The following is a 22910-nucleotide window of genomic DNA, read 5'->3' as shown; positions in this document are numbered from 1 at the left end:
AACAAGGAGAACGCCTGTGTCCACGATGATGACATGCCCGCGCGCCGGGACGATCGACGATGTCGAGCCCGACGACGACTTCCACCAGCTCGTGCGGCACCTGGCGGCCGCCGGTGACCGCAGTGCCGCTGCTGGCGGGCGCCGGGCCCGCAGGACGCTCGCGGAGATGGCGCCCGGCTACGAGCGCCAGCCGGTGCTCACCCTCCACCGGCCGCAGATGGCGGACCGCTGCCCGCTGTGCGACCGGACCCCCTGCGCCGACCTCTGCCCGTACCGCACGACGACGTACGCACCCACTCCGGCGGCGCACGACGCCGGAGCGGCACGGTGACGGCCATGACCACCGTCCTCGGCGTCGGTCTCACCGACGCCGAGCACGCCGAGCTGTCCCGCAAGAACCGGGAGCGCAACCGGCAGTCGGAGAACAACCGCCGCTGACTCCCACAGGGCCCTGGGCGCGCACCGGCGTGCCCGGGGCCCGGCCCTCGCTCCAGCCCGTGACGCCTGCGCCGCGGCCGCCCCTTCTTCTCTCCTCGCTGGAGGTTCTCATGAACCGCTCGTCCATCATCCGTGCCACCTACACCCCCTCAGCCGACCTGCCGGTCAACACGAACTGGCGGGCTGGCGCGGCCTGTAAGGGCGAGGACCCGGAGCTGTTCTTCCCCATCGGCAGCACCGGTACCGCCCTGTCCCAGACCGAGCAGGCGAAGGCGGTCTGCAACCGCTGCCTGGTCATGGAGCGCTGCCTCCAGTGGGCGCTCGAATCCGGCGAGGACTCCGGTGTCTGGGGCGGCCTCTCCGAGGACGAGCGCCGGGCGATGAAGCGCCGCGCCGCCCGCCGGCGCGCCCGGACCGCCTCCGTCACCGCTGCCTGACCGGTCTGGTGGCTGCCTGATCCACCCGCCGCCCGTGCTACGTCGCGGGCTGCGGGTGGTGACGGGGAGCCGGACAGCCCGGACCACCAGATCAAGGAGCACCCATGAGTCTCGAAGCCTTCTCCCGCGACCTGAACGTGGTTGTCACCGAGGCCGCGCAGCACGCGGTCGCCAAGTCCCAGGCCGGTGCCCTGGTCCAGGCCGCTGCCTCCGGCGGTGCCGACGCGGTCGCCCAGATCGCCTCCGGCATGTCGACCGAGGACCTCCAGCGCGCCCAGGCGTACCTCCAGCGCTGACCCTCTGACGGTTGCCTCCCCCGCCCGTACCCAGCCCGGAGAAACCGGGCGGGCCCGGGCGGGGTGCGGGGAGCCGGACAGCCCGGATCCACAACACCCAGAGAGGTAGGGCCTTCATGTTCCGACGGCTGCGTGACACCGCCATCGAGGTCCAGGGCCACCGGCAGCTCACCCGGGGCATCAACCGGGCCGTCGAGTCCGGTGACCTGGAGGCGCGTGCCGCGTTCACCTCCGGCACCGGGACCCTCGCCGCGGCGCTGACCAGCCGGGGCCGCGACACCCGCGGCGCCGAGATCCACGACTACGGCACCCGGGTCGCCGCCGCCGGCGGCGGGCCCGAGCGGGTGCACCGCCTGTGCCGCGACTGACACCCCAACCCTGAACGGAACCCGATGAGCACCCAGCCCACCACCGTGGATGACCGCGAGCGCCCCGTTATCCACCTCACCACCCCGCCCGCGCCGGCCCCGACCCCGCCCGTCCCTTCGGGCGACGACCGAGACCGCCCGACCATCCAGCTCCGCTGAGCTGTCCGCTGCCTGTCGTCCACGCCCCGCCACCCGCACCGACCCGGGGTGGCGGGGCGCGGACGTGCGGGGAGCCGGACAGCCCGGCCCGCGAGTCGAGGAAGGCCCCGCCATGGCCACGACGCTCACCCCGCTCCAGCCCGGCACGGAAGCCGCCGCCCAGGCGTGCATGTTCGCGATCTTCGGCAGCGACCTCCCGCCGATCGGCCCCGAGGAGTACGACGGGAGCTGGCGCACCACCCTGCACGTCATCGCCGAGGAATGGGCCGGCGAGGGCCGCGTCCACCGCCACGCCGCCCGGACCGCGACCACCGTCAACGAGTTCGTCGCCACGGAGAACCTGTTCGGCCCCGGCTCGCCCGAGACGGCCGAAGTCGGTGCCCGGCTCCGGCCGCTGCTGGAGCGCTGCCGGCACTTCGGCATCTCCGCCGACCACCTCCGCCGCTACGGCGCGCAGTTCCCCGAGAGCTGACCGGCCCGCACAGCGGGAGCTGCGGACAAGTTGCTGTCCGCCCCCCTGCACCCGCCGCGACCCAGCGCCCGCCTGACGGGCACCCCGCTTTTGCCCACCCACCGGCCCGGGAACAGCCCAGGGCCACTCCCCCTTCACCGAGGAGCCCCATGTTCACGCAGCAGAACAACGCCACCGTCGCCACCGTGTTCAAGCAGGGCGACTACGTCCTGTACCGGGACCCCGCCCGCTTCTGGACGGGACAGCCCAACCACACCTTCGTCTGCCGGATCGAGACCGTCTGGGCGACCGGCTTGCACACGCTGACGGCGCTGCACACCGGCCGTGCCGTCTACGGCGTGAAGTCCGACTACATGCGGCTGCTGCCGCCCCTCGACGCGATGCGCGACATCGACACCGCCCCGCTCAACACCGGCACCGGCGCGGACGACATGACGGCCGCGGCCATGGCCTGGCTCACCCAGCAGCACACGACGGCCAACCGGCTCCCGAAGCTGCCCGACCAGAGCTGAACGGTCACCCCCTCGCGCAACGGCCCTCCGGGCCCCCGGCATTAGAGCTGCCGGGGGCCCGGAGGGCCTGGTCACCACCCTATCGACCGACGCCGACCCGCGGTGCCCTCTCGCACGAGGCGCCGGAGTAAGAGAGGACAACCAACCGTGGCCACCACCACGACCCCCCGGCGCAGGCGCAAGCCCGCCCCGGCCACCAAGCCCCGCGCTGGCCGCGGCGCCAAGACGGCGGCACCGGCCGCCGCCATCCCGGCCCAGGCCGCCGCGCCCGCCGCCCCGCCGGTGCGCCCGGAGGCGGACCCGGTCCTGGCCGACGCCGCCGACCGCGCCGCCGACATCCGCGACCTGGCCGCCGACACCGCCGACCGGATCGTCGCCGACGGCGAGCAGCGCGCCGCCGGACTGCTGGACGACGCGCGCGCCGAGGCGGCCTCGGTGAACGAGGCGGCGACCACGGAGCAGGCGCAGATCCTCGCCGACGCGACGCAGGCTGCGGACCGGATCCGTACGGACGCGGCGGCCACCGCCGCCGCTGACGCCGACCAGATCCGCGCGGACGCCAAGGTGGCGGTCGAGCAGCTGCTCGCCGACGCCCGCATCGAGGCCGGCACGGTCACCGCGACGGCGACCGCCGAGGCCGACCAGGTCCTCGCCGCCGCCCGCCGCCAGGCCGACGAGCACACCGCCACCGCCACCGCGCGCGCCGACGAAGTCCGCTCCGAAGCCGCCCGGTCCGCCGCGCAGGTCCTCGCCGACGCCGAGACGGCCCGCATCGAGCTGCTCGCCGCAGCCGAGCGCACCGTGGCCGAGGTCCGCGCCCGCGCGGCCACCGACGCCGAGCAGCTCCTGGAGCGGGCCCGCACCGCGGTCGAGGACGCCCGGTCCGACGCCGACCGGACCCGTGAGAGCGCCGACACCCAGGCCGTGCAGATCCGTTCGGCGGCCGAGAAGGCCGCCGCCGGGATCCGCCAGGACGCCGACCGCGCCCTTGATGACGGCCGCAGCGCGGCCGACAGCCTCCGGGCCCTCGCCGACAAGGACGCCGCCCGGCTCCGCGAGCAGGCCGCCGACGACGTCAGGGCTGCCCGGGACGCGGTGGCGAAGGCCCAGGCCGATCAGGCCGCCGCCGCGCAGGCCCGCGCGGAGGCCGACCGCATCCTGGCGGAGGCGACGCAGCGCACCGTTCAGCGGGCGAGGCGCCGTCAGATCCGCACCGACGCCCGCGCCGCCCGGCGCAAGGCCCGCAACGAAGCCCGACCCAAGGGCGGTGTCCCGCCGCTGTCCGGACAGGAACTGGCGGGCGTCGCCGCGATCGTCCTGGCGGCCGCGGTCGTCTCCACCCTCGGTCTCCTCTCCTCCTACACCGCGCTGGAGAAGGCCGCCAAGGAGTGGGGCTGGGACTGGCCGTGGCTGCTGCCCGTCGGCATCGACGTCGCCATCCCCGCGTTCACCGGCGCAAGCCTCATCCTCATCCGGATGGGGATGGAGCTGCGCTGGATTCGCTGGGTCCCGCGGGCGCTGACCGCCGCGACGGTCTACCTGAACTGGACCGCCTCCGACAGCCTGGCGGGCCAGATCGGGCACGCCGTCCTGACCCTGCTCTGGGTCGTGTTCTCCGAGATCGCCTCCCACGTCTACGCCTCCCGGATCGGCGCGGTCACCGGCAAGAAGCGCATGGAGACGGTGCGGCGCTCGCGCTGGCTGCTCGCTCCGCTCCCCACCGCGAGGCTGCGCCGCCGGATGATCCTGTGGGAGATCACCTCCTACGAGGAGGCGCTCACCCGCCTCCAGGAGCAGACGTATCTGCGAGCGCGGCTGAAGGAGAAGTACGGACGGCGGTGGCGCAGCAAGGCGCCGCTGGAGCAGCGGATGGCGCTCAAGCTCGGCAGTGTGCCCGCCGCGCTCGCCGACACGCTCACCCCCGAGGACGCTCACACCGTCGAGCGCGTCGAGGAGAGCGGCGACGCTCGCGGCGCTCACCCGGACGTGAGCGCGCTCACCCCTGGCGACGGCGGGGGTGAGGGTGAGCGCCCGGCGCTCACTTCCGGCGCTCACGAGGGTGAGCGCGCCACGGACGATGACGGCGCTCACCGAGCGGACGGGGCGCTCACGCGCAGCGAGAGTGACGCGCTGACCGAGCGCCGCCACGCTCGTATCCGTCTGCTCTACACCGAGCTCGGGCGGCGCCCGGAGTGGACGGAGATCCGCGACGCGCTCACCGACGCGGGCCTGTCCCCGGACAAGCCGGTCTCCCGCCCGACCGCGCAGCGCCTGCGCGCTCAGGTAGAAGAGGCCGCGCCCGTCGCCCGGTGAGCGCCCGGCGCGCTCACCGCTCGGTTCAACCTCCTGCCGCTCATGGTCGCTACCGGCTCGCGCTCACGCTCCCGAGCGTGAGCGCGGACCGGTGACGGCCACGGCCGGCAGGCCGCTCGCCCGCACCCCGCCCCGAGCGGGGCGCGGACGAAATCGCTCCGATCACCACCCCGCGCAACAGCCTCGGGGACGGACTCCCCCTCCCCAACCCCCGAGACCTGGAGGTCTTCTCGCATGAACAGCAACGACCCGAACTACTCCCCCCTGCGCGACGTGGCGCAGAGCCCGGAGGCAACCGCCCGGTACCTGGCCGATGTCCAGCGGGTCCTGCTGGACATCGGCAAGAACCTGGAGACCCTCGCGCTCGAGACCCGCGTGCACCTGCGCGGCACGAGCGTGGAGGGTGACCGCTGGTACCACGCCCGGCTGCGCGCGATGCCCGTCGAAAAGGCCCTCGGCAACGTGCTCAAGAACCTCAACAACCTGACCGAGGGCCTGGAAAAGAGCGCCTACAAGCGCCGCGCCCACGACGAATCCGTCGTGAATACGGCGAAGGACAGGAAGGAAAAGGAGATCGAAAGGCAGCGGAAGAAGAACCCGCCGACCCTCCAGGCCGCACCCCCGCCGCCCCAGCCGGGTGCGCAGAACCAGAATTCCGGCTATGGTGGTCCCACGTCGATTTACGACCTCGGTAAGAGGGAGTCGGCGTGACGCGCCCCCTCAGCAGTGCCGAACGCTCAATCCAAGGGCGGAACGGCTGGCTGCAGGAAGAAGAGCGCAAGGCGATCGAAAGTCGCGGGGAAATCGGCCGGATGGAATTCTGGCTCCGCGTTACTCGAACCGAAATCAGCCGGGACGTCAAAGCGGGACGCGGTGACGTCGTCACCGCGTTCACGCTGGTCTGCCGCCTCTTCAAGCTGGTCCTGGAGAAGCGGCAGGCGGGCGACCCGCGGCTGTTCGACCACCTCATGCAGTACGCGGACACCGTCCTGAAGCAGCACGGCCCGCGTAACTGACCGTCACCCATGAAGGCCCCGCCGGGCTCCGGCGGGGCCTCGCGCGCGTAAAGCGTGCACACGTGCACGTGCACGCGCGTGCACACGAGACCCCACTGTCTGTCAAGTCCCCAGGAGAGGAGGTGCCCCGTGTCCGACGAGTCCGACGACACCGGCGGCGGGACCCTGGTCCACGGTCCGTGGAGCGGCGATCCCACCTACACGCTGCCGTCGATCCCGGATTTCATCGACACCATTCCGCCGCCGGAAGACATTCCGACGGCTCCCCCGGAGAGCCCGGAGGAGACCACGATGGAACTTCCTGCGATTCCGGCCGCTCCCAACCCGGCCACGGCGCTGCGTTCCGAAGGAATTGCCGCGACGGACGCCGATGAAGAAGAAGGAGAATACGAGGAAGGCGAATACGAGCAGCCTCGTTCTCTCGCCGACCGCCTCGGTGACTGGCTGGAATTCCGTCTGGAAAGGGCGCGGTACAACCAGGAAAGCGAAGCTCCTTTCCGTGAGGCTGAGATAGCACGGAAGGCGGCGCTGCTGGAGGGTCGCACCGCTAGGGAAGTCGCGATGATGGAGCAGAACGGAAAGCTCCACGCCGCGATGATGAAAGCGAAGGGCGACAAGGCGGCGGCGCGCGGAAAGGCGGATGCCGACCGCACGAAGCCGTCCGGCTCCGGCCTGGGGGCGGACAAGGGCCGCTCGAAGGCCGGCGGCGGTGGCGCGTCCTCGCGCGGCGGAGGCACCAGCGGCGTGCCCCGCAGCAGCCCCGCCGCCGGGCCGAACCGGTCCGGTGCCCCGCGCGGCTCCAACTCCGTCGGCCCCGGCGGCCGTTCGGGGAATGGACCGACCGGGGGCGGCGGAGGCGGCAAGGGCGTCACGACGGGCTCTCAGGCGGCCCCTGGCGGCCGGGCAGCCGGCCCCGGGCGCAGCGGCCCGTCCGGGGGGCCGAAAGGCTCTCAGGCGGGCTCTGGCGGCTACGGCCCGACTGGCGGTGCCCGGAGCGGCGGCGGGGGGCAGGCGTCCGGCGTCCGTGCCGAGCGGGCGCGCAGCCGCCAGGAGCGCGCCGGGGCCCGGCAGGCCGGTCGGCAGGAGAGGCGCAGCGCCGGGCACGCCGCCGGTGTCGCGGACCGGTCCAAGGACCGCGACCAGGGCCGGGCGCAGCGGCAGCAGGCGTGGGAGGACCGCCAGGCCAAGAAGGCGCAGCGGGCCGAGGCGCGGAAGGCGAAGCGGGAAGCCGCGGCGTCGGCCGACCCGGGCCGCACCACGCTGGGCAGGGCCGTCGGAGAGGAAGCCCGGCGCCGCTTCGAGAAACGCCGCGCCGACGCGAAGGCCGTGGAGGCGAAGGACGCGAAGGCCGCCCCCGAGAAGGTGAACCCGGCCAAGGACAAGGAGGCCAAGGCCGCCGACGGGAAGGACGCGAAGGGCGGTGAGTCCGGCACGGACTCCACGGCCGGCGACGGGGCGGCGGGCGCGAAGAAGCGGCGAGGTTTCCGGCGCAGGCGCACCGACAACACCGGACGTGCCAGCCGGCGAGGACGTACCCGCCGCACCGGACGCACCGGCCGGAGGGGACGCACCGGCCGCACGGGGCGTCCGGCGGACAGCCCGTTCGGCGAGGAGGACTCCACTCCGACGGTGGAGTGGCCCGAGCACGGCGCCCGCCCGCCCAGGCGCGCCGCGAAGAGCGGGGACGACATCGTCGACGCGGACATCGTCCCCGACGAGCCCGCAGGCATCACGACCGGCGTACGGGGCCTGCCGCCCGCGCCGGAGCGGCACACCGCACGGCCCGGCACCAGCCGGCCGACAGCCACGGAAGGGAGCAGCGTGAGCAGGTCGCAGGTCAGCAGGCCGTCCGGCGCGGGCGGCCTCGCCGCCCAGCACCGCACGGACATCACGTTCGACGACTACCTGATGGAGATGGCGAACATCGCCATCCAGGCCGCCGCCGACCAGGAGCGGGCCGAAGCCCTCGCGGAGGCACTCGACAAGGTCGCCGACGCCCTGCGGGACATGGCCACTGACCTGATCGGCGACCACAACATCACCACCGAGGTCACCGAGCTGATCTCGGACCTGGCCGACGCCGCGGCCCGCATGAAGCAGCAGGCCGAACGGTGCGCGGCCGAGTGCGGTCTCGCCCTGGAGGCCGCCAAGCTCGCGGCCGCGATGGTCGCCCGCGTCTACAGCCAGGACATGGCCGCGAAGGAAGACGCGGGCCTGACGTACGCATCGGCCGCCGCCCACCACGACTAGAAAGCAGGGAGGAAACCCGCTGATGACCAGCGATCTCGAACCCCGCCACACCGGCGCGGCACCCGTGCCGGCCGACGGCGACAACCGCTACAAGGCCGTTCAGGCCAAGCTCGACGCCCTCGGACGCGCGCTCGACGACGCCGGGCTCGGCCTGGAGGAGCTCGTGCGCAGCGTCCGCAGGAACGCCAAGCGGGCCGAGGACGCGGCCCGCGACGTCGCCAACGCCGGCCTCGACCCAAGGTTCGTGGAGCTGACCGGCAACGTCGGTGTCGCCCTCGGGGGCGCCGGGGCACAGGTCAAGAAGCTGCACGACACCGCGCAGGAGACCGCCGACCTCACCCACGAGACCCGGCGCACCCACTCCAGGCTGTACGGGGCGCTGGACGACATCCGCTCGAACCGGCGCGAGAAGACGCCGCGACCCGGGTTCTTCAACCGCTGACCCCACTCCCCCACCCACCCCTGCCACGGGCGGCCCCGCACACTCGCGGGGCCGCCCGCGGCTGTTCCCGAAGGAGAAGCCGGTGACCACGCCGCGCAGCGTCGCGCTGGAGCGCCTCGCCTACACCCTCGCCGCGCCCGTGCTGGCCGTGGCCCCCAACCTCTACCCCGACAGCCCCGTCAACCAGGTCGTGCAGCTCGCCGGCGCGGCCGGGATCGGCGCCTGGTTCCTCGCCGCCAAGAGCGACGAGCCCGGCGCCGGACGCAAGATCCTGCGCTGGTCCCCGCTCGTCCTGGCCGCCGCCGTCAACGTCGCTGCCGGGCACACCGACGGCTCCGGCCCGTACGGGACGGACGGGCTGCTCGCCGCCACCTGGGCGGCGGCCGGCTACCTGGTGATGCCCTTCTCCCGGCACACCCGCCGCCGCCACCGCCCCGCCCTCGCCGCCCCCGTCCCGCAGCCGGTGCCCGCCGAAGTCCTCGAGGAGCCGGTCGTCCAGGACGACGGAGCCGACCCGCTCACCCGCGACGCCCGGATCCTGTGGGAACAGGCCGGGATGCCCGGCCACACCCACATCGTCAAAGCCACCCGGCACCCCGGCCAGCGGCACGACATGACGATCCTGCTGCGCGCCTCGGAGACCGGACGCCCGATCACCGGCCTCACCGAGGCCGCCGTCGCCGCACCGTTCGCCGTGAACTCCGGCGACGTCGTCCTGGCGGAGGTCGCCATCCAGCCCGGCCGCCAGGGCGGCCCCGGCTGGATGGAGGCCCACATCACCCCCGACGCCAACCGACGCCGACGCAAGGCCCCCACCGACCAGGAGCGCTGGACGGACAAGGTCGGCTCGCCCCAGGGCGGCGCCCCCGGATCCGAATTGGTCCACAAGACCCGCGACGACGTCCGGGGAGTCACCTTCTACCGGGCGACGATGGCCGACGCCACCACCACCCCGCGCATCGACCTGGCCAAGGTCTGCCGCGGGCTGAAGCTCCCCGAGGACGACTCCTGCGTCTTCGTCCTCGTCGACGGCATCGAATTCCTCATCAGCGCGTTCGACAAGCCCCCGCTGTCCGCGATCTTCCCCGCCACCCGCGAGCTCCTCACCCCGGACGCCAAGGGGATGTACGTGTGCGGGTACACCATCACCGGCCAGCCGGTGAAGAACATGGTGTTCCAGCACGACAAGAACGCCGCCCGGCACGGACTGATTCTCGGGGTGTCCCGGTCCGGGAAGACGCAGTTCTTCGCGATCGACATGGCCGCCATGTCCCTCGCCGGTCAGGTCGTGTGGCTCTCCACCGTCCGCAAGGACGAGAAGACGTCCACGCTCGGGCGGTACATCGACCGGCAGGGCTCCAACGCCCTGTGGATGGCCCGCTCGCTGCGCGCGGCCAAGGCGCTGTGCGAGATCCGCGCGGAGATGCCCTGGCCGCACGACGGTCAGGCGCACGACTACAAGCCGGGCGACGCCCGCTGCCCCTACCGGCAGCTGAACGTGTTCGCGGACGAGTTCATGACCGCGGCGCAGGACGCCCAGTTCGGCGAGTTCATCCAGACCGACGGCGACGACCTCACGGTCACCGGCCTGAAGTACGGGATCGGCTTCAACCCGGCCGGACAGAGCCCGTTCGCACACAACGGGTTCTCCACCGAGATGAAGGACAACCTGCGGCAGAACAGCCGGCCGACCATCTTCAACATGGGCTCGCCCGGCGCCACCCGCAAGGCGGCGGAGGGCACGATGGAGAACGCCTACGACGTGCCGACCATCCCGGCCCGCTACGCCCAGCAGGAGGGTTCCGCGATCGAGCGGGCCATGCGCGGCGAGGCCGACCCGGAGAACGGCGTGTCCACCGGCGGCGTCGCCATCATGGTCATGGACAACGGCCGCGCGGTCCTCATGCGGTCGCTGTACGCGGACTTCGACACCAATCTCGCCGCCCTGTTCCCCGACGACGTCAACCGGCTCACCGACCACGAGATCCGTGAGCTGGAGAAGCGCGGCCTGTGGTTCGACTGGAACGAGCCCGTACGCCCCGGCGAGTTCTGGCCCGAGCCCAAGGGCGACGGCGACGGCGGCGACGACGGCGGCTCCCGCCGCCGTGGCGGCGGAGGCGGCAAGGGCGGCAGTCGCCAGGAGGTCGTCTCTGCCCGCAAGGCGCTGGAGGCCATCAAGAGCCTCACCGACGCCTGATCACACCCACCCATCCCCGGGGGCCGGCCGTCCGATCGCGGCCGGCCCCGCCCGATCCCCTGTGAAGGAGCACCACCACCGTGGCCCTCTCCATCTCCGCCGCCGTGCTCATGGGCATCATCGTCTTCGTCCTGATCAAGGGCGGCAACGTCCGCGTCGGCTCCGCGCTGGCCTGCACGCTGTTCGGCTTCACCCTCGCCGCGACCGGCCTGGCCCCGGCCATCAACAGCGGCCTCGCCTCGTTCGCCGGACTGATCTCCAGCTTCTGACTACGCCTCAGTCCACGGCGGGTCCGGCGTGTAGTTGAGCCCCTCGCAGAAGCGGCAGTCCCACTCCGAGGGCACCTCCCACTTGTCGACCCAGAAGCCGACCTGCCTGCCCACGAAGAAGTTCTCACCCCCGCACCACCCGCAGTCGAAGACGAACTCCACCCCAACCCCTCCCCTGACGCCTGTGGGTCCGAGGACGCCCGCAGCGCGTAGGCGGTGCCTACCCACCCGCGTACCTCAACTCCCCTGTTAGGCAACGCCGAAGGGCGCCGTCGGACACGCTCCGGCGACGCCCTTCGACGTCGCGTACCCGCTCCCCCACGCGCCCTCCCGGCCACCACGGCCAGGAGGGCGCTCCACTTCCGCGTGATCGGAGAACACCATGGACCCCCTGCACACCCAGCACGGCATGCCCGAGGCCGCGGCCGAAGCCCGCCGCCTGATCGACGCCTGGGCGGCCAAGCCCGTACCCCACCACCCCACCTCGTTCCGCGACGAGACCGAGCCGCCGGCCTTCGGCACCACCCCGCCCGTGAAGCAGGAGGACCGGCGGATCGTCCCGGCCTGGGCGGCCGGGATCGCGGTGGCCTCCATCGGCGTCGGCGCCGGGATCACCGGCATCGGTTGCGGGGCCTGGCTCGTGCTCCAGGGCCTGGCCTCCGTCACGTTGAACAGCGTCCTCATGGTCACCCTGCCGTTCGCGGGTCTGGCCATGGCCGCCACCGCCATCGGCGGCGCGATCAGCAAGGCCCGCGCGGCCGTCACCAAGAACGTCTTCGAGGGTCCGGTCACCCACCACACCGAGATCCACAACAACAGCACCACGCGCGGCGCGTTCTTCGCCCGCACCCGCAACGAGATCCGCTGACCCACCCCTTCCGGAACAAGGAGCAGCCACGCCATGACCCACCACGACAAGCCCGTCAACGGCCACAACCCGTCCTTCCTCGACGTCCTCAAGCAGCTGCCGCCCGCGCCTCCGGCCCCCGAGCACACCGCCGGGCGGCTCGCGTGGATGCGGACCGCCTGGAGGGAGTCGTGGGAGGAGGGCGGCTTCCTCCACCGGCGCTGGGCGGAGGTCTTCGAGGTCCGGCACAGCGGCTGGCACGAGGTCGCCAACTGGATCAAGGCGGCGGCACTGTTCACCGGGCTCAGCCTCATCGTGCTGATGCTGGACGCCGCCGGCGACATCGCCGACGCCGCACTCAAGGGCCTGTCCGCCGTCCCGGCCACCAGCGGCGGCGACGGCAGCGGCCTGTGGGGCACGGTCGACCACCCCGTCCGCGTGTTCCTCGCCGGCCAGGCCGCGCACCTGGCCGTCGCCCCGGCCGCTCTGTACGCGTTCTGGCAGCTGACCGGCCTGCTCGGTCTGGTCGGCGGGTTCTTCGGCAACGCCGGTGCCCGCATCGCCTGGGTGCTGTTCGGCCTCGGCAGCCTCGCCATGATCTGGTCCGCCGCCCCGGCCGGAGGGCGCGCCGCCGCCACAGGGCTCGCCGCTCTCATGTGGGCACTGGCCAGCATTTTCGCCCTGCGCGGCCTGTCGCTGCGGCCCATCGTCCACAACCACCCGCCGCAGTACGAGTTCAGCCCCGCGCTCCACCTGCACGCCACGCTCCCCGCCCCCACCCCGGCGGGCGACGGCTTCGGCGACGAACCCGACAACGTCCACCCGCTCCAGCGCTGACCCCCGGTCGCTCCGCCTGGTCCTCGCCCCTCCCCCGCAGCCGCGGGCCGGGGCGAGGGCCGGACAGGCCGACCGGCCTCACGCACCACCACCCCTTTTGTCCCCGACCGCATGGAGAACACGTGGCCGTCATAGGCGTGCTGACGGAGCCGACCCCGACCACCTGGTGGAAGGCGAACCGTGACGGGCGGTGCCACTTCGTAGCACCGTCGGTCACGGATCAGGGCCCAGATGACGTTCAAGAAGGTAGAGCCGCCTGACCCACACCCCTTCCCGAAACAGCCCCGCCCCCGGCCGTCGCGTCCTATACCGCTGTGCAGCTCGCCGCGACCATTGGCGTCACCCGGGCGTTCGGCTACCGGGTCACGCCGGCCGCGGGGCCCTGCTGCTGTGGCTCGCCCGGAAGGCGGAGGACCTGGTCCGCCTCTCCAAGCTCGCCCGCAGGAAGTTCCTCGGCCTGCGGTGGGCGGGCGACCTCACCGCCGCCGCATTCATCGCCCTCACAGCCGGCTTACTCATCTCACTCTGACCGGAGACCACTGTGCCCACCTCTTCGCCCTCGACCGCGACCATGGCCGCGCTCGGGCGGCTCCACCTGCCCGAACCGGCGCTCTACGTCCTCATCGGCGCGGCCGGCGCCGGGAAGACCGCCATCACCGCCGCCTTCCCGCCCGCGTGGCGGCTGTCCCTCGACGACTGCCGCGCCCAAGTGTCCGGCTGCGCCGGGGACCAGGACGCCAGCGTCGACGCGCTCCGCGTCTTCGACGTGGTCCTCGCCGGAAGGCTCGCCCGACGGCTGCCGACCGTCGTGGACGCGACCAGCACCCACCACCCGCACCGGATCTGTCTGGTGGACCGGGCCCGCGCCCACCGGGTCCCTGCGGTCGCCCTGGTCGTCCGTACCCCTCTGACCGTCTGCCAGGCCCGTCAGGACACACGGCCCCCGGCGCGGCAGGTGCCCGCCGACGTGATCGCCCGCCAGCACCAGAACATCCCCACGGCGGAGGCCCTGATCAAGGAGGGCTTCGCCCAGGTCCACGACACCGCCGGTCTGGACCTGCTGCGGATGCTCCTGGAACACGCGGCCGCCGCGAGCCCCGACGGTCTGCGGGCCGAGTTCCGCGTGGCCTTCGGTGACGACCTGGCCGCCGCGGTCTCCTCTCACCCGGTCCCCGGGCACCTGCTCCTCGCCGTCGCCGGACGCGAACTCCTCCTCCGCTACAACGACGGGGGCGACCCGTTCGACCACGGCTGGGAGGCCCGGCTTCAGGAATCCTGCCCGGACGGCTGCGGCGGCGGCGCTCTGTGGACCCGGGTCACCGACCCGGGCGATCTGCTCGCGGTCCACCTCGGCGGCGACCCCGACGAAGCCCGCTGCGACACCTGCGACCCCTTCGACACCGCCCCGGCCCACCGGCCTGGACGGGCTACCGCATCCTCTTCGAGCCCTGGAGGCACCTGGTGATCACCGACACCACCGACGAGACGATCCGCTACACCGCCGACGTCGTCCTGTTCGCCGCCGGCCACGTCCTGCTGATCGAGCGGGGCTGGCCGCCGCACCAGGGCGCGTGGGCTCTGCCCGGCGGCCATGTGGACATCGGGGAGACCAGCCTGAGCGCTTCTGTGCGCGAGCTGGAGGAGGAGAGCGGCATCACCGTTCCGGCCGCCGACTTCCGGCAGGTGGGCGTCTGGGACGCCCCCGGCCGTGACCCGCGCGGCCGGTACGTCACCGTCGCCTACACAGCCACCCTGCTCGCGATGGTCCAGCCCACGGCAGGGGACGACGCCACCGCCGCCCGCTGGTGGCCCCTGGACGCGCTGCCCGACCTCGCGTTCGACCACGCCGAGATCATCGCGGGCGCCTACAACCGCTGATCCCTCCCACGCGAGCGCGGCGTTTCTCCGTGCCGCCCCGGCCTCACCCGGTCGGGGCGGTCGCGGTGTTCCGCCACGACCAGCAACGGAAGGAGAGGGCGTCATGCCGCTTCGCTACTTCGAGGTCGACGTCCCCATACACGACACCAGCCGGGCGCAGCACGGTGTGCACGTCTTCACCGGCGAGGCGACCTCGGCGACCGAGGCCCTGCGCATCGCGCACGAGGTGTACGACGCGGCGCTCGCCGCCCACACGGCCGGAATCGCGATCCCCGGCAAGCAGGCCGGGGGCTGGGGAGCACGCGGGCTGCGGCCCGGCTGGGCGCTCGACTGGCAGGCCGCGAAGGCCGGCCCCTGGAACAACGAGCTGTAGATCCGCCCCGGGACAGGCGCACCACGGCGTCCAAACCAAGCCGCCTGCCCCGGGCCACCCACCCCGTACAAGACGAGAGAGGGAACCACCAGTATGGCCTCCACCGTGCGCGCACAGGCCCCGATCGGGCAACGTGCCCTGCTCATCACCACGCTTGCCGTGCCGCTGACCGGCTGGACCGTGCACGCGCTCGCGCTGCACCGGAAGCTGTCCGTCGCCCGCCGTGACCCGCTCACCGGGCTCCTCGGACGCGACGGCTACACCGCCAGGGCCCGGCAGACCATCGACCGGTACGGCGACCACGTCCTGGTGGTCCTGGTGGACCTGGATCACTTCAAGCAGATCAACGACGGACCCGGCGGCCACGCCGCTGGCGACCGTGTCCTGGTCGCCACCGCGCAACGGCTCACCGCCTGGGCGGGCAGCCGCGGGGCGGTCGGCAGGCTCGGAGGGGACGAGTTCGCCGCCGCCGCGCGGATCGCGCCCGCCCGGCGTGCGCTCCGTCTCGCCCAGCTCACCGCGCTGCTCGCGCAGCCCGTCGAGGTCGAGGACGGCGTCCTGGTCGACGTCGCCGCGTCGGTCGGCGCCGCAAGCCCGGAGGTGATCGGTACCCGTGACCTGTCGCTGCTTCAGCGGGCCGCCGACGCCGCGATGTACGAGGGCAAGCACACGGGCCGTCCGGTCATCGCCACCACCGCGCACACCACGGTGCCGTCCATCAACGGGCGCCGCGCCGGGCGTCCGGGCACAGCCGTGCGGGGGCGGGCAGCATGACCACCACCCCTCCCCCGGCCGGCGACTGGATCCGGGGCATCACGATCCGCCAGCCCTGGGCCACCTGCATCCTCGCCGGGAAGGACGTGGAGAACAGGCCGCGCCCCTGGTCCTGGCGCGGCTGGCTGCTCCTGCACACCGGACAGATCACCGAGCGGGCCCCGCTGCGCGACCCGCTGGTCGCCACCGCGATCCGCGACCGCACCCTCCCTACCCGGGCCGTCATCGGCGTCGCCCGCCTCACCGACTGCCACCAGGACCCCGCCGGAACCGCCCCGTGCTCACCGTGGGCGCAGCCCGGCGCGCACCACCTGGTCCTGGCCGACGTCCAGGAACTCGCGCTGCCCATCCCGTGGCCGCACGGCCGGCTCGGGGCGTGGCGCCCACCGCAGGACCTCACGGACCAGGTCCTGCTCCAGCTTCCCCACCTCTCCCCGGAGGCCACCACATGAGCGGCACCCGCACCGGCGTCCCCCAGCCGGTGACCTTCATCGCGGCCGACGACCGCATCCCCTTCCCCCACACCGACCAGGCCCTGCGCTGCCGCACGAACCCGGCCCTGTTCGAGATCGAGGACATCCACAACACGGCCGACAACCCGCGCGCCCGCGAGAAGGCGCTCACCGCGGCGAAGCACGCCTGCTCCGGCTGCCCGATCGTCAAGGACTGCCTGAAGTGGTCACTCGCCAACGAGGGCCTGACGAAGACCGGAGTGTGGGCGGCGACCACCGACCGCGACCGCAAGCGGCTGCGCAAGCAGCTCGTGGCGCGGCTCGGTGAGGACTGGGTCGGCGTGGTCGCCGAACGGGACCGGCTCCGCAGGGAGCGGCAGCGCGCGGCGCGCGCCGCGCCGCCGACCGACCGCGAACAGGCCCTCGCCCGGCTGGAACGGGAACTCATCCCCACCCGGCCCGAACCGTACAACCGCTGGAAGCAGCCGGTCACACCCCAGCAGGCGGCGTCCAACCGGCGCGTACTGGAGCTGGCCGCCAACGGCAAGGCGGCCTGACTGTGTTCACCGACTGGCAACAGGCCCTCGACGCCGAAGCCCTCCCGCTCCACCCGAACCCGGCCCAGCAGCTCGCCGCCGCGGCCCGCGTCACCGCCCGCCACTCCCGCGACAAGGACGACACGGCGCTGCTCCTGGACGTCCTCGGGCTGCCCACCGACACCGACACCCTCACCGCCCTGCTCCCCCTCCTCCCGGAAACCGGAGACGCACCCACCATGACGACGACGAACGCCCCTGCCCCGGCCATCGACATCCCCGTCACCACGCTGCCCGTCTCCGCCGAGGCCCAGGAGCTGCTCGACTGGGCCGCCACGCACCCGGCCGCCGGAGTGCGCAGCCGCGCCACCCGCATCACCGCCGACTTGTCCGAGCTGTCCGCACGGCGCGAGAGCGAGGCCGTCCAGCGCGAGGCCGAGACGCGCGTCGCCCAGCTGAAGGCGGAACTGGAGCAGGCGCAGGAGACGCTGCGCACCGTGAAGGCCGGCACCCGCGCCCCGGCCCCCAGCACGGCCAACGTTCCCGCCCCGCTCAGTGCCCAGGGCAGGAAGGCGCATCTGGCCGCCGTGCGTGCCTGGGCCCGCGCCAACGGCCACCAGGTCGCGGACCGCGGCAACCCGCCCAAGGCCGTGCTCGACGCCTACGCCGCCCACCAGCCCGCCCACCTGATCCGGGCGGTCTGACACATGGACGCGATCCCCCTCGTCCTCGACGGCTACCTCGACACCGAATCCGTCCCCGGCGGCGACGGCACCACTGCCCGCTTCCGCTTGATCTCCTCCCCCCACCGAGAGCGTCACCGACGAGGCGGTCATGCCCTGCACCACCGGCGATCCCCGCCTCGCCCACGCACTCCTCACCGACATCCAGCCCGGCGACCTGCTCCGCGTCTCGGGGTTCCTCACCCTCCCGGACAGCGCCGACGGAGCGGTCCGGCTGTCCGTCGACGCGCTGGAAGTCCTCGCCACCGTCCCGCTCCTGGGCAGCACGGTCCTCGACCGCTACGGCCCCTACCTCGTCGTGTTCGACGCCGACACGGACTCCGTGCCCGTCTTCACCGAGACCGGCGCCTGGGTCGGCGAAGCCGCAGACCCCGACGCCATCAGCGACGTCATCGACGCCTTCGAGCACAACACGACCACCGGCGACGCCTGACCGCCCACCCACCCCCGCGGCGGCGGCCCACCAACCCGGGCCGCCGCCCCCGGCACCCAACCGCCCACCTCAGGAGGCACCCGTGTACGACGTGTTCATCGACTCCTTCGGCGCCCGCTGGCAGGACGCCCCACCGCCCCGTTACCGCGCCGCAGTCCTCTCCATCAACCTCACCAACCAACTCCTCAACCCGCCGGACGACCCGAACCTCGCCGACATCGTCGCCACCCAGACCGGCCAGGACGCCGGAGTCCGCGACTACGTCCTCAACACCCCCGGCGCGGCCCGCATCGTCAACGACGCCGTCCATGAACTCACCGCACTCCTCACCGCCGCGAACGGCCGCCCCGTCCAGCTCCTGGTCAACTGCTGGTACGGCCGGCACCGCGCCCCGGCCGTCGCCGACGCCATCGGCCACCGGATGCAGACCACCGGGGCCCGGGTCGCGGTCACCCACCACCACATCGACCGCCCCCCGGTCTCCCGCAAGCACCCCCGGCCTGGCTGCCCGTTCTGTGCGATCGTCCACGACGGCGCCGAAGCCACCATCGTCCGCGAGTGGCACGACACGATCGCGATCGTCCCCCGCCGGGGCGGGTGCACCGACGGACACCTCCTCGTCATCCCCCGCGGCCACGTCGACGACTTCACCACCGACCCCGTGGTCTCCGCCACCACCCAGCACCGCGCCGCCGAACTCGCCGCCGAAATCGGCGGCCAGTGGAACTACCTCACCTCCTGCGGCCCCGACGCCACCCAATCGGTCAAGCACCTCCACGGACACCTCCTCCCCCGCACCCCGGGCGACGGCCTCACCCTTCCCTGGACTCACCCCACCCACGAGGAGCCTGCCCGATGAAACGACTCTGGAAGCGCTGCGGCCACGCCCCCGGCGCCGCCTCCCCCGAGGACCAGGCCACCGTCGACCAGGTCCGCGCGATGCTCACCGCCCTGCGCAACACCGAGCCCTGGGCGCCCGGCAGCACCCGCGACATCGCCGTGCGCATCGGCCCGTTCATCGAGCGGGCCCATCCCCGGCCCGGCGATGACCACGGCCCCGACGTGATCGCCGTCGCCCTGGTCCACCCCGACACCGGCCACGCCGCGGCCTACCTCCACGGCCGCCGGCTCCGTTACACCGAACGCGGCTGGCTGCGCTGCGAAACGAGCGCGATCCTCGGCTTCTGGCAGCCCGGCTACGCACTGCTCACCCACGCCGCCGCCAACCTCCCCCTGCCCGACGACCTCGGCATGGAGCCCGCCCACTACGGCGTCCACGTCGAAGCCCGCCAGGCCGACGGCACTGGCTACACCCTGCTGCGCCTCGGGCCGTACTTCCAGACCTGGGTCGCCTCCCACGATGCCGACCATCTCAACACCGAGCTCGCGGGCCGGGCAGCCACCGTCCTCCCCGGGTTCACGGTCACCGCGAAGAACACACTGTTCGACCTCAGCAACCACGAGAGCTACACCGACCCGTACCTCACCGACGTCCCCGCACTCCTGGCCGACGCCCTCGCTGGGGCGAGGCGCACCGCGGCCTGACGCAGAGCTGCGCACCAGAAAGGCCCGCACTCCCCCACGCAGCAATGCGGGGGAGCGCGGGCCTTTCCGCGTTTGACGGCCTTAACCGGGTTAAGGCCCGGCGTGTGGAGTTCAGGAATCCGCCGTGAGCAGCAGTACCAGCTCCTCACGGTGCTCAGCTGACATGTGCGCCCGGAGCTGGGCGTTGAACCACTTCGGATCCAACCACGGGAGGCTGGGCCCGGCTACAGGCTCTGGTTCACCCTTAACCGGGTTAAGGGTCTCAACCACAGGGTCCGCGGCCGACGCCGTTCCGGAGCTCTGCGGAGGGATCGGAGACGCCGACTGGACTGCGGCAGAGCCACTCGCCTTCTTGGCTCTGGGTTTCCGGGGGCCCTTAACCCGGTTAAGGGCCGCGGCAGCCTCTGTCTGTTGCTGTTCAGCGGGGAGCCGACCGATGCGGCGGCCGTCCTTCACCGTCAGCTCACCAGCCCCGACCTTTTCCTTCAGGTCGTCGGACAAGCCGAGCAGCGCCAGACGCTGCGACACCCACGCGCCGGATTTCCCCAGCCGCTTGGCTACCTTCTCCTGGCTGGCGTGCTTGCTCAGCAGCTCCTGGATCGCCTTCGCCTGGTCCAGAGGCGGGACGTCGACCCTGTGGACGTTCGCGATCAGTGCGGCTTCGAGCATGTCCTCCGCGCTGACGGCGAGATCATCATTCACATCGATCCGCAACTCCTCCAGCCCGGCGACAGCCGCAGCTGCCAGCCGCCGGTTGCCGTCGATGACGACGTACTCGGCCACACCGAGCACATCCTCCTGATCAGGGTGCACAGCCAGGAAAACCGCCCGCCGCACGACCGCGACCGGCTGGATCTGCCCCTTCTCCGTCAGAGACGCTGCCGTCTCCTCGATCTCCGTGAGCTCGTCCCGCGGATTGAACGGGTTGTGCGCGAGGTCCTTGAGAGCCACCGAGGCAGGTGGGCGCTTCCCCTCACCGTTGATGATCTGCTGCCGAGTCCTCACCCGGCGAGGGGCGGGCTTCCCGCCTTCCCTGCCGTCATCGTCCATGCTGAAGCCACGGGTGACCCGCGTCGGCTTGCTGCTACTCATACCGCCAGTTCCTTCGCCAGGTCGCGCATGGCCTGGGCATGCTCGCTGTCCGGGGCATACTCCAGCAGCGGAATCTCTCCGTCTGCCGCCTCACGCCCTTCCTTCAGGTCGCCGATCACGGCCAGCACCGAGGGGGAGGTGCTGAGCTCCCACTGGTCCTTGTTCTCTTTGACCAGCTTTCCGCGTCGGCTGTCGTAGGCGTTGACGACCAGCCCGAGGTAGTCGATCTGGATCCGTCCCTTGCGGCACAGGTCGTCCTTCTGCGACTTGAGCAGTCGGAAGGCGCGATGGCTCGCCTTGTTCGCCCAGACCGGGGTGATGACCCCCGACCGGTCGGCGAGTTCGCCGTCACGCCGGCGCACGTAGTACAGGGCCGTGTCCATGTTCAGACCGAGACTGGGTGGCCCGTCGATGATGATGACGTCGTAGTCGGCTTCCAATGGCTCCAGCGCCCGCTCCAGTGCTGCTTCGCTGAAGCTGACCTTGGAGAGCGCGACATCGCGAAGGAAGGCGTCGTCGGACGCCGGCAGGAGGTGGAGGCGCTCACCGAAGCGCTTCTGGTCCAGCGCGACCAGGAGGTCACCGATGTGGCCCTTGGCCGTGCCGTCCATGTGCATGAGGAGCGTCTCCACGTCGTCCTCGTACATGACGTCCTCGAAGCCCAACTCGGCCGTGAGGTGACCCTGTGGGTCGTAGTCGACAATCAGAACCCGGTGTCCGGCCTCGGCCAGGGCTTGCGCCATGCCGCTGGAGATGAACGTCTTTCCGACACCGCCCTTCTGATTCGCGACTATCACCCGCACTACAGGCTGAGCCACCAATGGGGCGCTGGGGGAGGGGTGGTTGTCGAGCCACAGGGTGAGGGCTTGCGCCAGACCCTGTACGTAGGTGACGCCGCGTTCCGAGCAGGCCGTCTTGAATTTGTCAGGCTCGCCGATGGGGAGGAACGTGCCCCACGTCTTCGCCCCGTCGGTCTTCGCCTCCGGCAAGCCGTCTGCCGAGTACCAGGCGTTGATCGCGTGCTCGGTAGCGTCCTGAATGTCCATTCCGTGCTCAAAGGCACGGATCTTCAGATGTCTGCGCAACTGGGGAGTGAGGGCAGTGATTAGCTTCTCTCGCTCTCCCCGGGGGCTGGGGATGCTCATGTGGCCAAACATTACTAGGTACGCTGCCGATTGGTTCGGACGCCACGGTGTCTCCTGCGGCTCGCGCCGGTCTAAGAGACGGATTTCCTGAAGGGGTGTCCGTAAATTCCACTGTGGAGGATCATCGGTTGATGCCGAAGAAGCCCCCGCCTCCCACCTACGTCGACCAGCTGCTGTCCGAACTGGCGGACATTGAGAAGTCCTACGCCGCTGCGCTGGACAGCTCTCAAATCCGGGCCAGGAAAATGAGCGGTGACGGCCTCGTGGTCATTGGGCACCCCTGGGCCTGGAAACCGAGCACGACGGACATGGAAGCCCGCCGGATGAAGCTGCTGCGACAGGTACGCGACTGGGGACCCCGGTTCCGCCTCCTGTTTCCGCACCCCACACCCGCCGTCCAGCACAGCATGGACGACGCGATCGGACTCCTGGAGGACTGGCTGGTCCGAGAGGGCCGGGTGAAGCACCGCGCACCCCGGGACATCACCACAGCAGTGACGCGGCTCAACGAGGCAGCCGCGACTCTTCGCGACCTCGTGAGCCTGCTGCCGGCGGACGACTGGCGCGTGCGCGTGGTCGTGGACACCAACACCCTGTTGGACGACCCCGACGTCACGGTCTACCAGGACGCCGTCAGTAGCTCGCGGTACATGGTCCACCTCCTGCCCGTCGTACTGCGCGAGATCGACGATCTCAAGCGCAGCCATGGCCGTCCCGAGCGCAGGGAAGCCGCCAAGAAGGCCGACCGACGACTCAAGTCGATGCGCGACAACGGCGACGTCCGCAACGGGGCCCGCGTGGCCGGTGACATCTACGCGGTCTTCGAGCACATCGAGCCCCGCGCCGACGGACTCCCCAGCTGGCTGGACCTGGACGTCCCCGACGACCGCTTCATCGCCTCCGCCCTTCTCCTGCAGTCCGCCCACCCCGGCTCCAAGCTGTATGCCGCTACCAGCGACATCAACCTGCAGACCAAGCTCGCAGCGGTCGGCCTCCCCTACGTAGAAGGACCCGCAGCTACGTGAGTTCGGCGGTGTGACCGCCGCCGACCTGCCGACGAACCACCTGGCTGTGAGCGGCCCTCTG

29 protein-coding genes are annotated in these 22910 nt (G+C 72.1%); 26 read left to right on the top strand and 3 right to left on the bottom strand.

The genetic code is table 11. The features are described 5' to 3' along the window. Nucleotides 1-16: 16 nt before the first annotated feature. The 13 genes from ACF089_RS34190 (at nucleotide 17) to ACF089_RS34130 (ending at nucleotide 11169) form a co-directional block, all read left to right on the top strand. Nucleotides 17-331 carry a hypothetical protein gene (locus ACF089_RS34190; protein WP_392035543.1) on the top strand — a complete coding sequence of 105 codons (315 nt, stop codon included), beginning with the start codon at nucleotides 17-19 and terminating at the stop codon, nucleotides 329-331. Between the two features lie 217 nt (nucleotides 332-548). After that, nucleotides 549-875, top strand: coding sequence for a WhiB family transcriptional regulator (locus ACF089_RS34185; protein ID WP_392035540.1), 327 nt, complete (start codon nucleotides 549-551; stop codon nucleotides 873-875). A 104-nt stretch (nucleotides 876-979) separates the two neighbouring features. After that, nucleotides 980-1171 carry a hypothetical protein gene (locus ACF089_RS34180; RefSeq protein ID WP_392035537.1) on the top strand — a complete coding sequence of 64 codons (192 nt, stop codon included), beginning with the start codon at nucleotides 980-982 and terminating at the stop codon, nucleotides 1169-1171. A 116-nt stretch (nucleotides 1172-1287) separates the two neighbouring features. Continuing rightward, on the top strand, nucleotides 1288-1539 hold the full coding sequence (locus ACF089_RS34175) for a hypothetical protein (RefSeq protein WP_392035534.1): 252 nt from the start codon (nucleotides 1288-1290) through the stop codon (nucleotides 1537-1539). A 271-nt stretch (nucleotides 1540-1810) separates the two neighbouring features. Further along, entirely contained in the window at nucleotides 1811-2170 is a 360-nt protein-coding gene (locus ACF089_RS34170; protein ID WP_392035531.1) for a hypothetical protein, read from the top strand. 149 nt (nucleotides 2171-2319) lie between these two features. Further along, nucleotides 2320-2682: a hypothetical protein gene (locus tag ACF089_RS34165; RefSeq protein WP_392035528.1), complete on the top strand. Its 363-nt coding sequence runs from the start codon at nucleotides 2320-2322 to the stop codon at nucleotides 2680-2682. A 147-nt stretch (nucleotides 2683-2829) separates the two neighbouring features. Beyond that, complete coding sequence (locus ACF089_RS34160; protein WP_392035525.1) at nucleotides 2830-4995, top strand: DUF2637 domain-containing protein; 2166 nt, start codon at nucleotides 2830-2832, stop codon at nucleotides 4993-4995. A gap of 234 nt (nucleotides 4996-5229) precedes the next feature. Beyond that, nucleotides 5230-5706 carry a hypothetical protein gene (locus tag ACF089_RS34155; protein WP_392035523.1) on the top strand — a complete coding sequence of 159 codons (477 nt, stop codon included), beginning with the start codon at nucleotides 5230-5232 and terminating at the stop codon, nucleotides 5704-5706. Next, on the top strand, nucleotides 5703-6011 hold the full coding sequence (locus ACF089_RS34150; RefSeq protein ID WP_392035520.1) for a hypothetical protein: 309 nt from the start codon (nucleotides 5703-5705) through the stop codon (nucleotides 6009-6011). The genes ACF089_RS34155 and ACF089_RS34150 overlap by 4 nt, the downstream gene beginning before the upstream one ends. Before the next feature lie 129 nt (nucleotides 6012-6140). Further along, on the top strand, nucleotides 6141-8261 hold the full coding sequence (locus tag ACF089_RS34145; RefSeq protein WP_392035517.1) for an ATP/GTP-binding protein: 2121 nt from the start codon (nucleotides 6141-6143) through the stop codon (nucleotides 8259-8261). A 22-nt stretch (nucleotides 8262-8283) separates the two neighbouring features. After that, nucleotides 8284-8703: a conjugal transfer protein TraB gene (locus ACF089_RS34140; protein WP_392035515.1), complete on the top strand. Its 420-nt coding sequence runs from the start codon at nucleotides 8284-8286 to the stop codon at nucleotides 8701-8703. A gap of 82 nt (nucleotides 8704-8785) precedes the next feature. Continuing rightward, nucleotides 8786-10900, top strand: coding sequence for a chromosome segregation protein ParM (locus ACF089_RS34135; RefSeq protein ID WP_392035513.1), 2115 nt, complete (start codon nucleotides 8786-8788; stop codon nucleotides 10898-10900). Between the two features lie 80 nt (nucleotides 10901-10980). Further along, nucleotides 10981-11169: a hypothetical protein gene (locus ACF089_RS34130; RefSeq protein WP_138899411.1), complete on the top strand. Its 189-nt coding sequence runs from the start codon at nucleotides 10981-10983 to the stop codon at nucleotides 11167-11169. On the opposite strand, the gene ACF089_RS34125 is transcribed toward ACF089_RS34130, so the two are convergent. Beyond that, a complete protein-coding gene (locus tag ACF089_RS34125; protein ID WP_392035509.1) occupies nucleotides 11170-11331 on the bottom strand; it encodes a hypothetical protein in 162 nt (53 codons plus the stop codon). It lies immediately after the preceding gene. A 220-nt stretch (nucleotides 11332-11551) separates the two neighbouring features. Here ACF089_RS34125 and ACF089_RS34120 point away from each other — a divergent pair, with 220 nt between their 5' ends. The 12 genes from ACF089_RS34120 (at nucleotide 11552) to ACF089_RS34065 (ending at nucleotide 19587) form a co-directional block, all read left to right on the top strand. After that, the gene (locus ACF089_RS34120; RefSeq protein ID WP_392035506.1) at nucleotides 11552-12037 is read left to right on the top strand and encodes a hypothetical protein; all 486 of its coding nucleotides are present in this window, start codon (nucleotides 11552-11554) and stop codon (nucleotides 12035-12037) included. 33 nt (nucleotides 12038-12070) lie between these two features. Next, complete coding sequence (locus ACF089_RS34115) at nucleotides 12071-12853, top strand: hypothetical protein (RefSeq protein WP_392035503.1); 783 nt, start codon at nucleotides 12071-12073, stop codon at nucleotides 12851-12853. A 541-nt stretch (nucleotides 12854-13394) separates the two neighbouring features. Continuing rightward, nucleotides 13395-14318 carry an AAA family ATPase gene (locus tag ACF089_RS34110; protein ID WP_392035500.1) on the top strand — a complete coding sequence of 308 codons (924 nt, stop codon included), beginning with the start codon at nucleotides 13395-13397 and terminating at the stop codon, nucleotides 14316-14318. After that, complete coding sequence (locus ACF089_RS34105; protein ID WP_392035497.1) at nucleotides 14315-14731, top strand: NUDIX domain-containing protein; 417 nt, start codon at nucleotides 14315-14317, stop codon at nucleotides 14729-14731. Before ACF089_RS34110 ends, ACF089_RS34105 begins: the two co-directional genes overlap by 4 nt. Nucleotides 14732-14834: 103 nt before the next feature. Then, nucleotides 14835-15104, top strand: coding sequence for a hypothetical protein (locus ACF089_RS34100; RefSeq protein WP_392035494.1), 270 nt, complete (start codon nucleotides 14835-14837; stop codon nucleotides 15102-15104). A gap of 93 nt (nucleotides 15105-15197) precedes the next feature. Continuing rightward, on the top strand, nucleotides 15198-15878 hold the full coding sequence (locus ACF089_RS34095) for a GGDEF domain-containing protein (RefSeq protein WP_392035493.1): 681 nt from the start codon (nucleotides 15198-15200) through the stop codon (nucleotides 15876-15878). Further along, nucleotides 15875-16330 carry a hypothetical protein gene (locus tag ACF089_RS34090; protein ID WP_392035491.1) on the top strand — a complete coding sequence of 152 codons (456 nt, stop codon included), beginning with the start codon at nucleotides 15875-15877 and terminating at the stop codon, nucleotides 16328-16330. Before ACF089_RS34095 ends, ACF089_RS34090 begins: the two co-directional genes overlap by 4 nt. After that, entirely contained in the window at nucleotides 16327-16887 is a 561-nt protein-coding gene (locus tag ACF089_RS34085) for a WhiB family transcriptional regulator (protein WP_392035489.1), read from the top strand. Before ACF089_RS34090 ends, ACF089_RS34085 begins: the two co-directional genes overlap by 4 nt. Before the next feature lie 2 nt (nucleotides 16888-16889). After that, a complete protein-coding gene (locus ACF089_RS34080) occupies nucleotides 16890-17570 on the top strand; it encodes a histone-like nucleoid-structuring protein Lsr2 (RefSeq protein ID WP_392035487.1) in 681 nt (226 codons plus the stop codon). Between the two features lie 130 nt (nucleotides 17571-17700). Continuing rightward, the gene (locus tag ACF089_RS34075; protein WP_392035485.1) at nucleotides 17701-18042 is read left to right on the top strand and encodes a hypothetical protein; all 342 of its coding nucleotides are present in this window, start codon (nucleotides 17701-17703) and stop codon (nucleotides 18040-18042) included. Nucleotides 18043-18124: 82 nt separating this feature from the next. Next, nucleotides 18125-18901, top strand: a complete 777-nt coding sequence (locus ACF089_RS34070; protein WP_392035482.1) for an HIT family protein — start codon at nucleotides 18125-18127, stop codon at nucleotides 18899-18901. Continuing rightward, nucleotides 18898-19587: a hypothetical protein gene (locus tag ACF089_RS34065; protein WP_392035479.1), complete on the top strand. Its 690-nt coding sequence runs from the start codon at nucleotides 18898-18900 to the stop codon at nucleotides 19585-19587. The genes ACF089_RS34070 and ACF089_RS34065 overlap by 4 nt, the downstream gene beginning before the upstream one ends. Before the next feature lie 111 nt (nucleotides 19588-19698). Here the strand turns inward: ACF089_RS34065 and ACF089_RS34060 are convergent, their stop codons facing one another. Together ACF089_RS34060 and ACF089_RS34055 are read right to left on the bottom strand one after the other, a co-directional pair. Then, nucleotides 19699-20679, bottom strand: a complete 981-nt coding sequence (locus ACF089_RS34060; protein ID WP_392035476.1) for a ParB/RepB/Spo0J family partition protein — start codon at nucleotides 20677-20679, stop codon at nucleotides 19699-19701. Then, nucleotides 20676-21824, bottom strand: a complete 1149-nt coding sequence (locus ACF089_RS34055; RefSeq protein WP_392035473.1) for a ParA family protein — start codon at nucleotides 21822-21824, stop codon at nucleotides 20676-20678. The genes ACF089_RS34060 and ACF089_RS34055 overlap by 4 nt, the downstream gene beginning before the upstream one ends. Before the next feature lie 131 nt (nucleotides 21825-21955). Between ACF089_RS34055 and ACF089_RS34050 the strand changes: the two genes are divergently transcribed. Continuing rightward, on the top strand, nucleotides 21956-22849 hold the full coding sequence (locus tag ACF089_RS34050; RefSeq protein ID WP_392035470.1) for a PIN domain-containing protein: 894 nt from the start codon (nucleotides 21956-21958) through the stop codon (nucleotides 22847-22849). The last annotated feature ends 61 nt before the right edge of the window (nucleotides 22850-22910 follow it).

This window comes from Streptomyces sp. NPDC014894 (assembly GCF_043080985.1).
Taxonomy (GTDB): domain Bacteria; phylum Actinomycetota; class Actinomycetes; order Streptomycetales; family Streptomycetaceae; genus Streptomyces.
The sequence above is the reverse complement of the archived record's forward strand: the minus strand, read 5'-3'. Positions and strand labels throughout refer to the sequence as shown.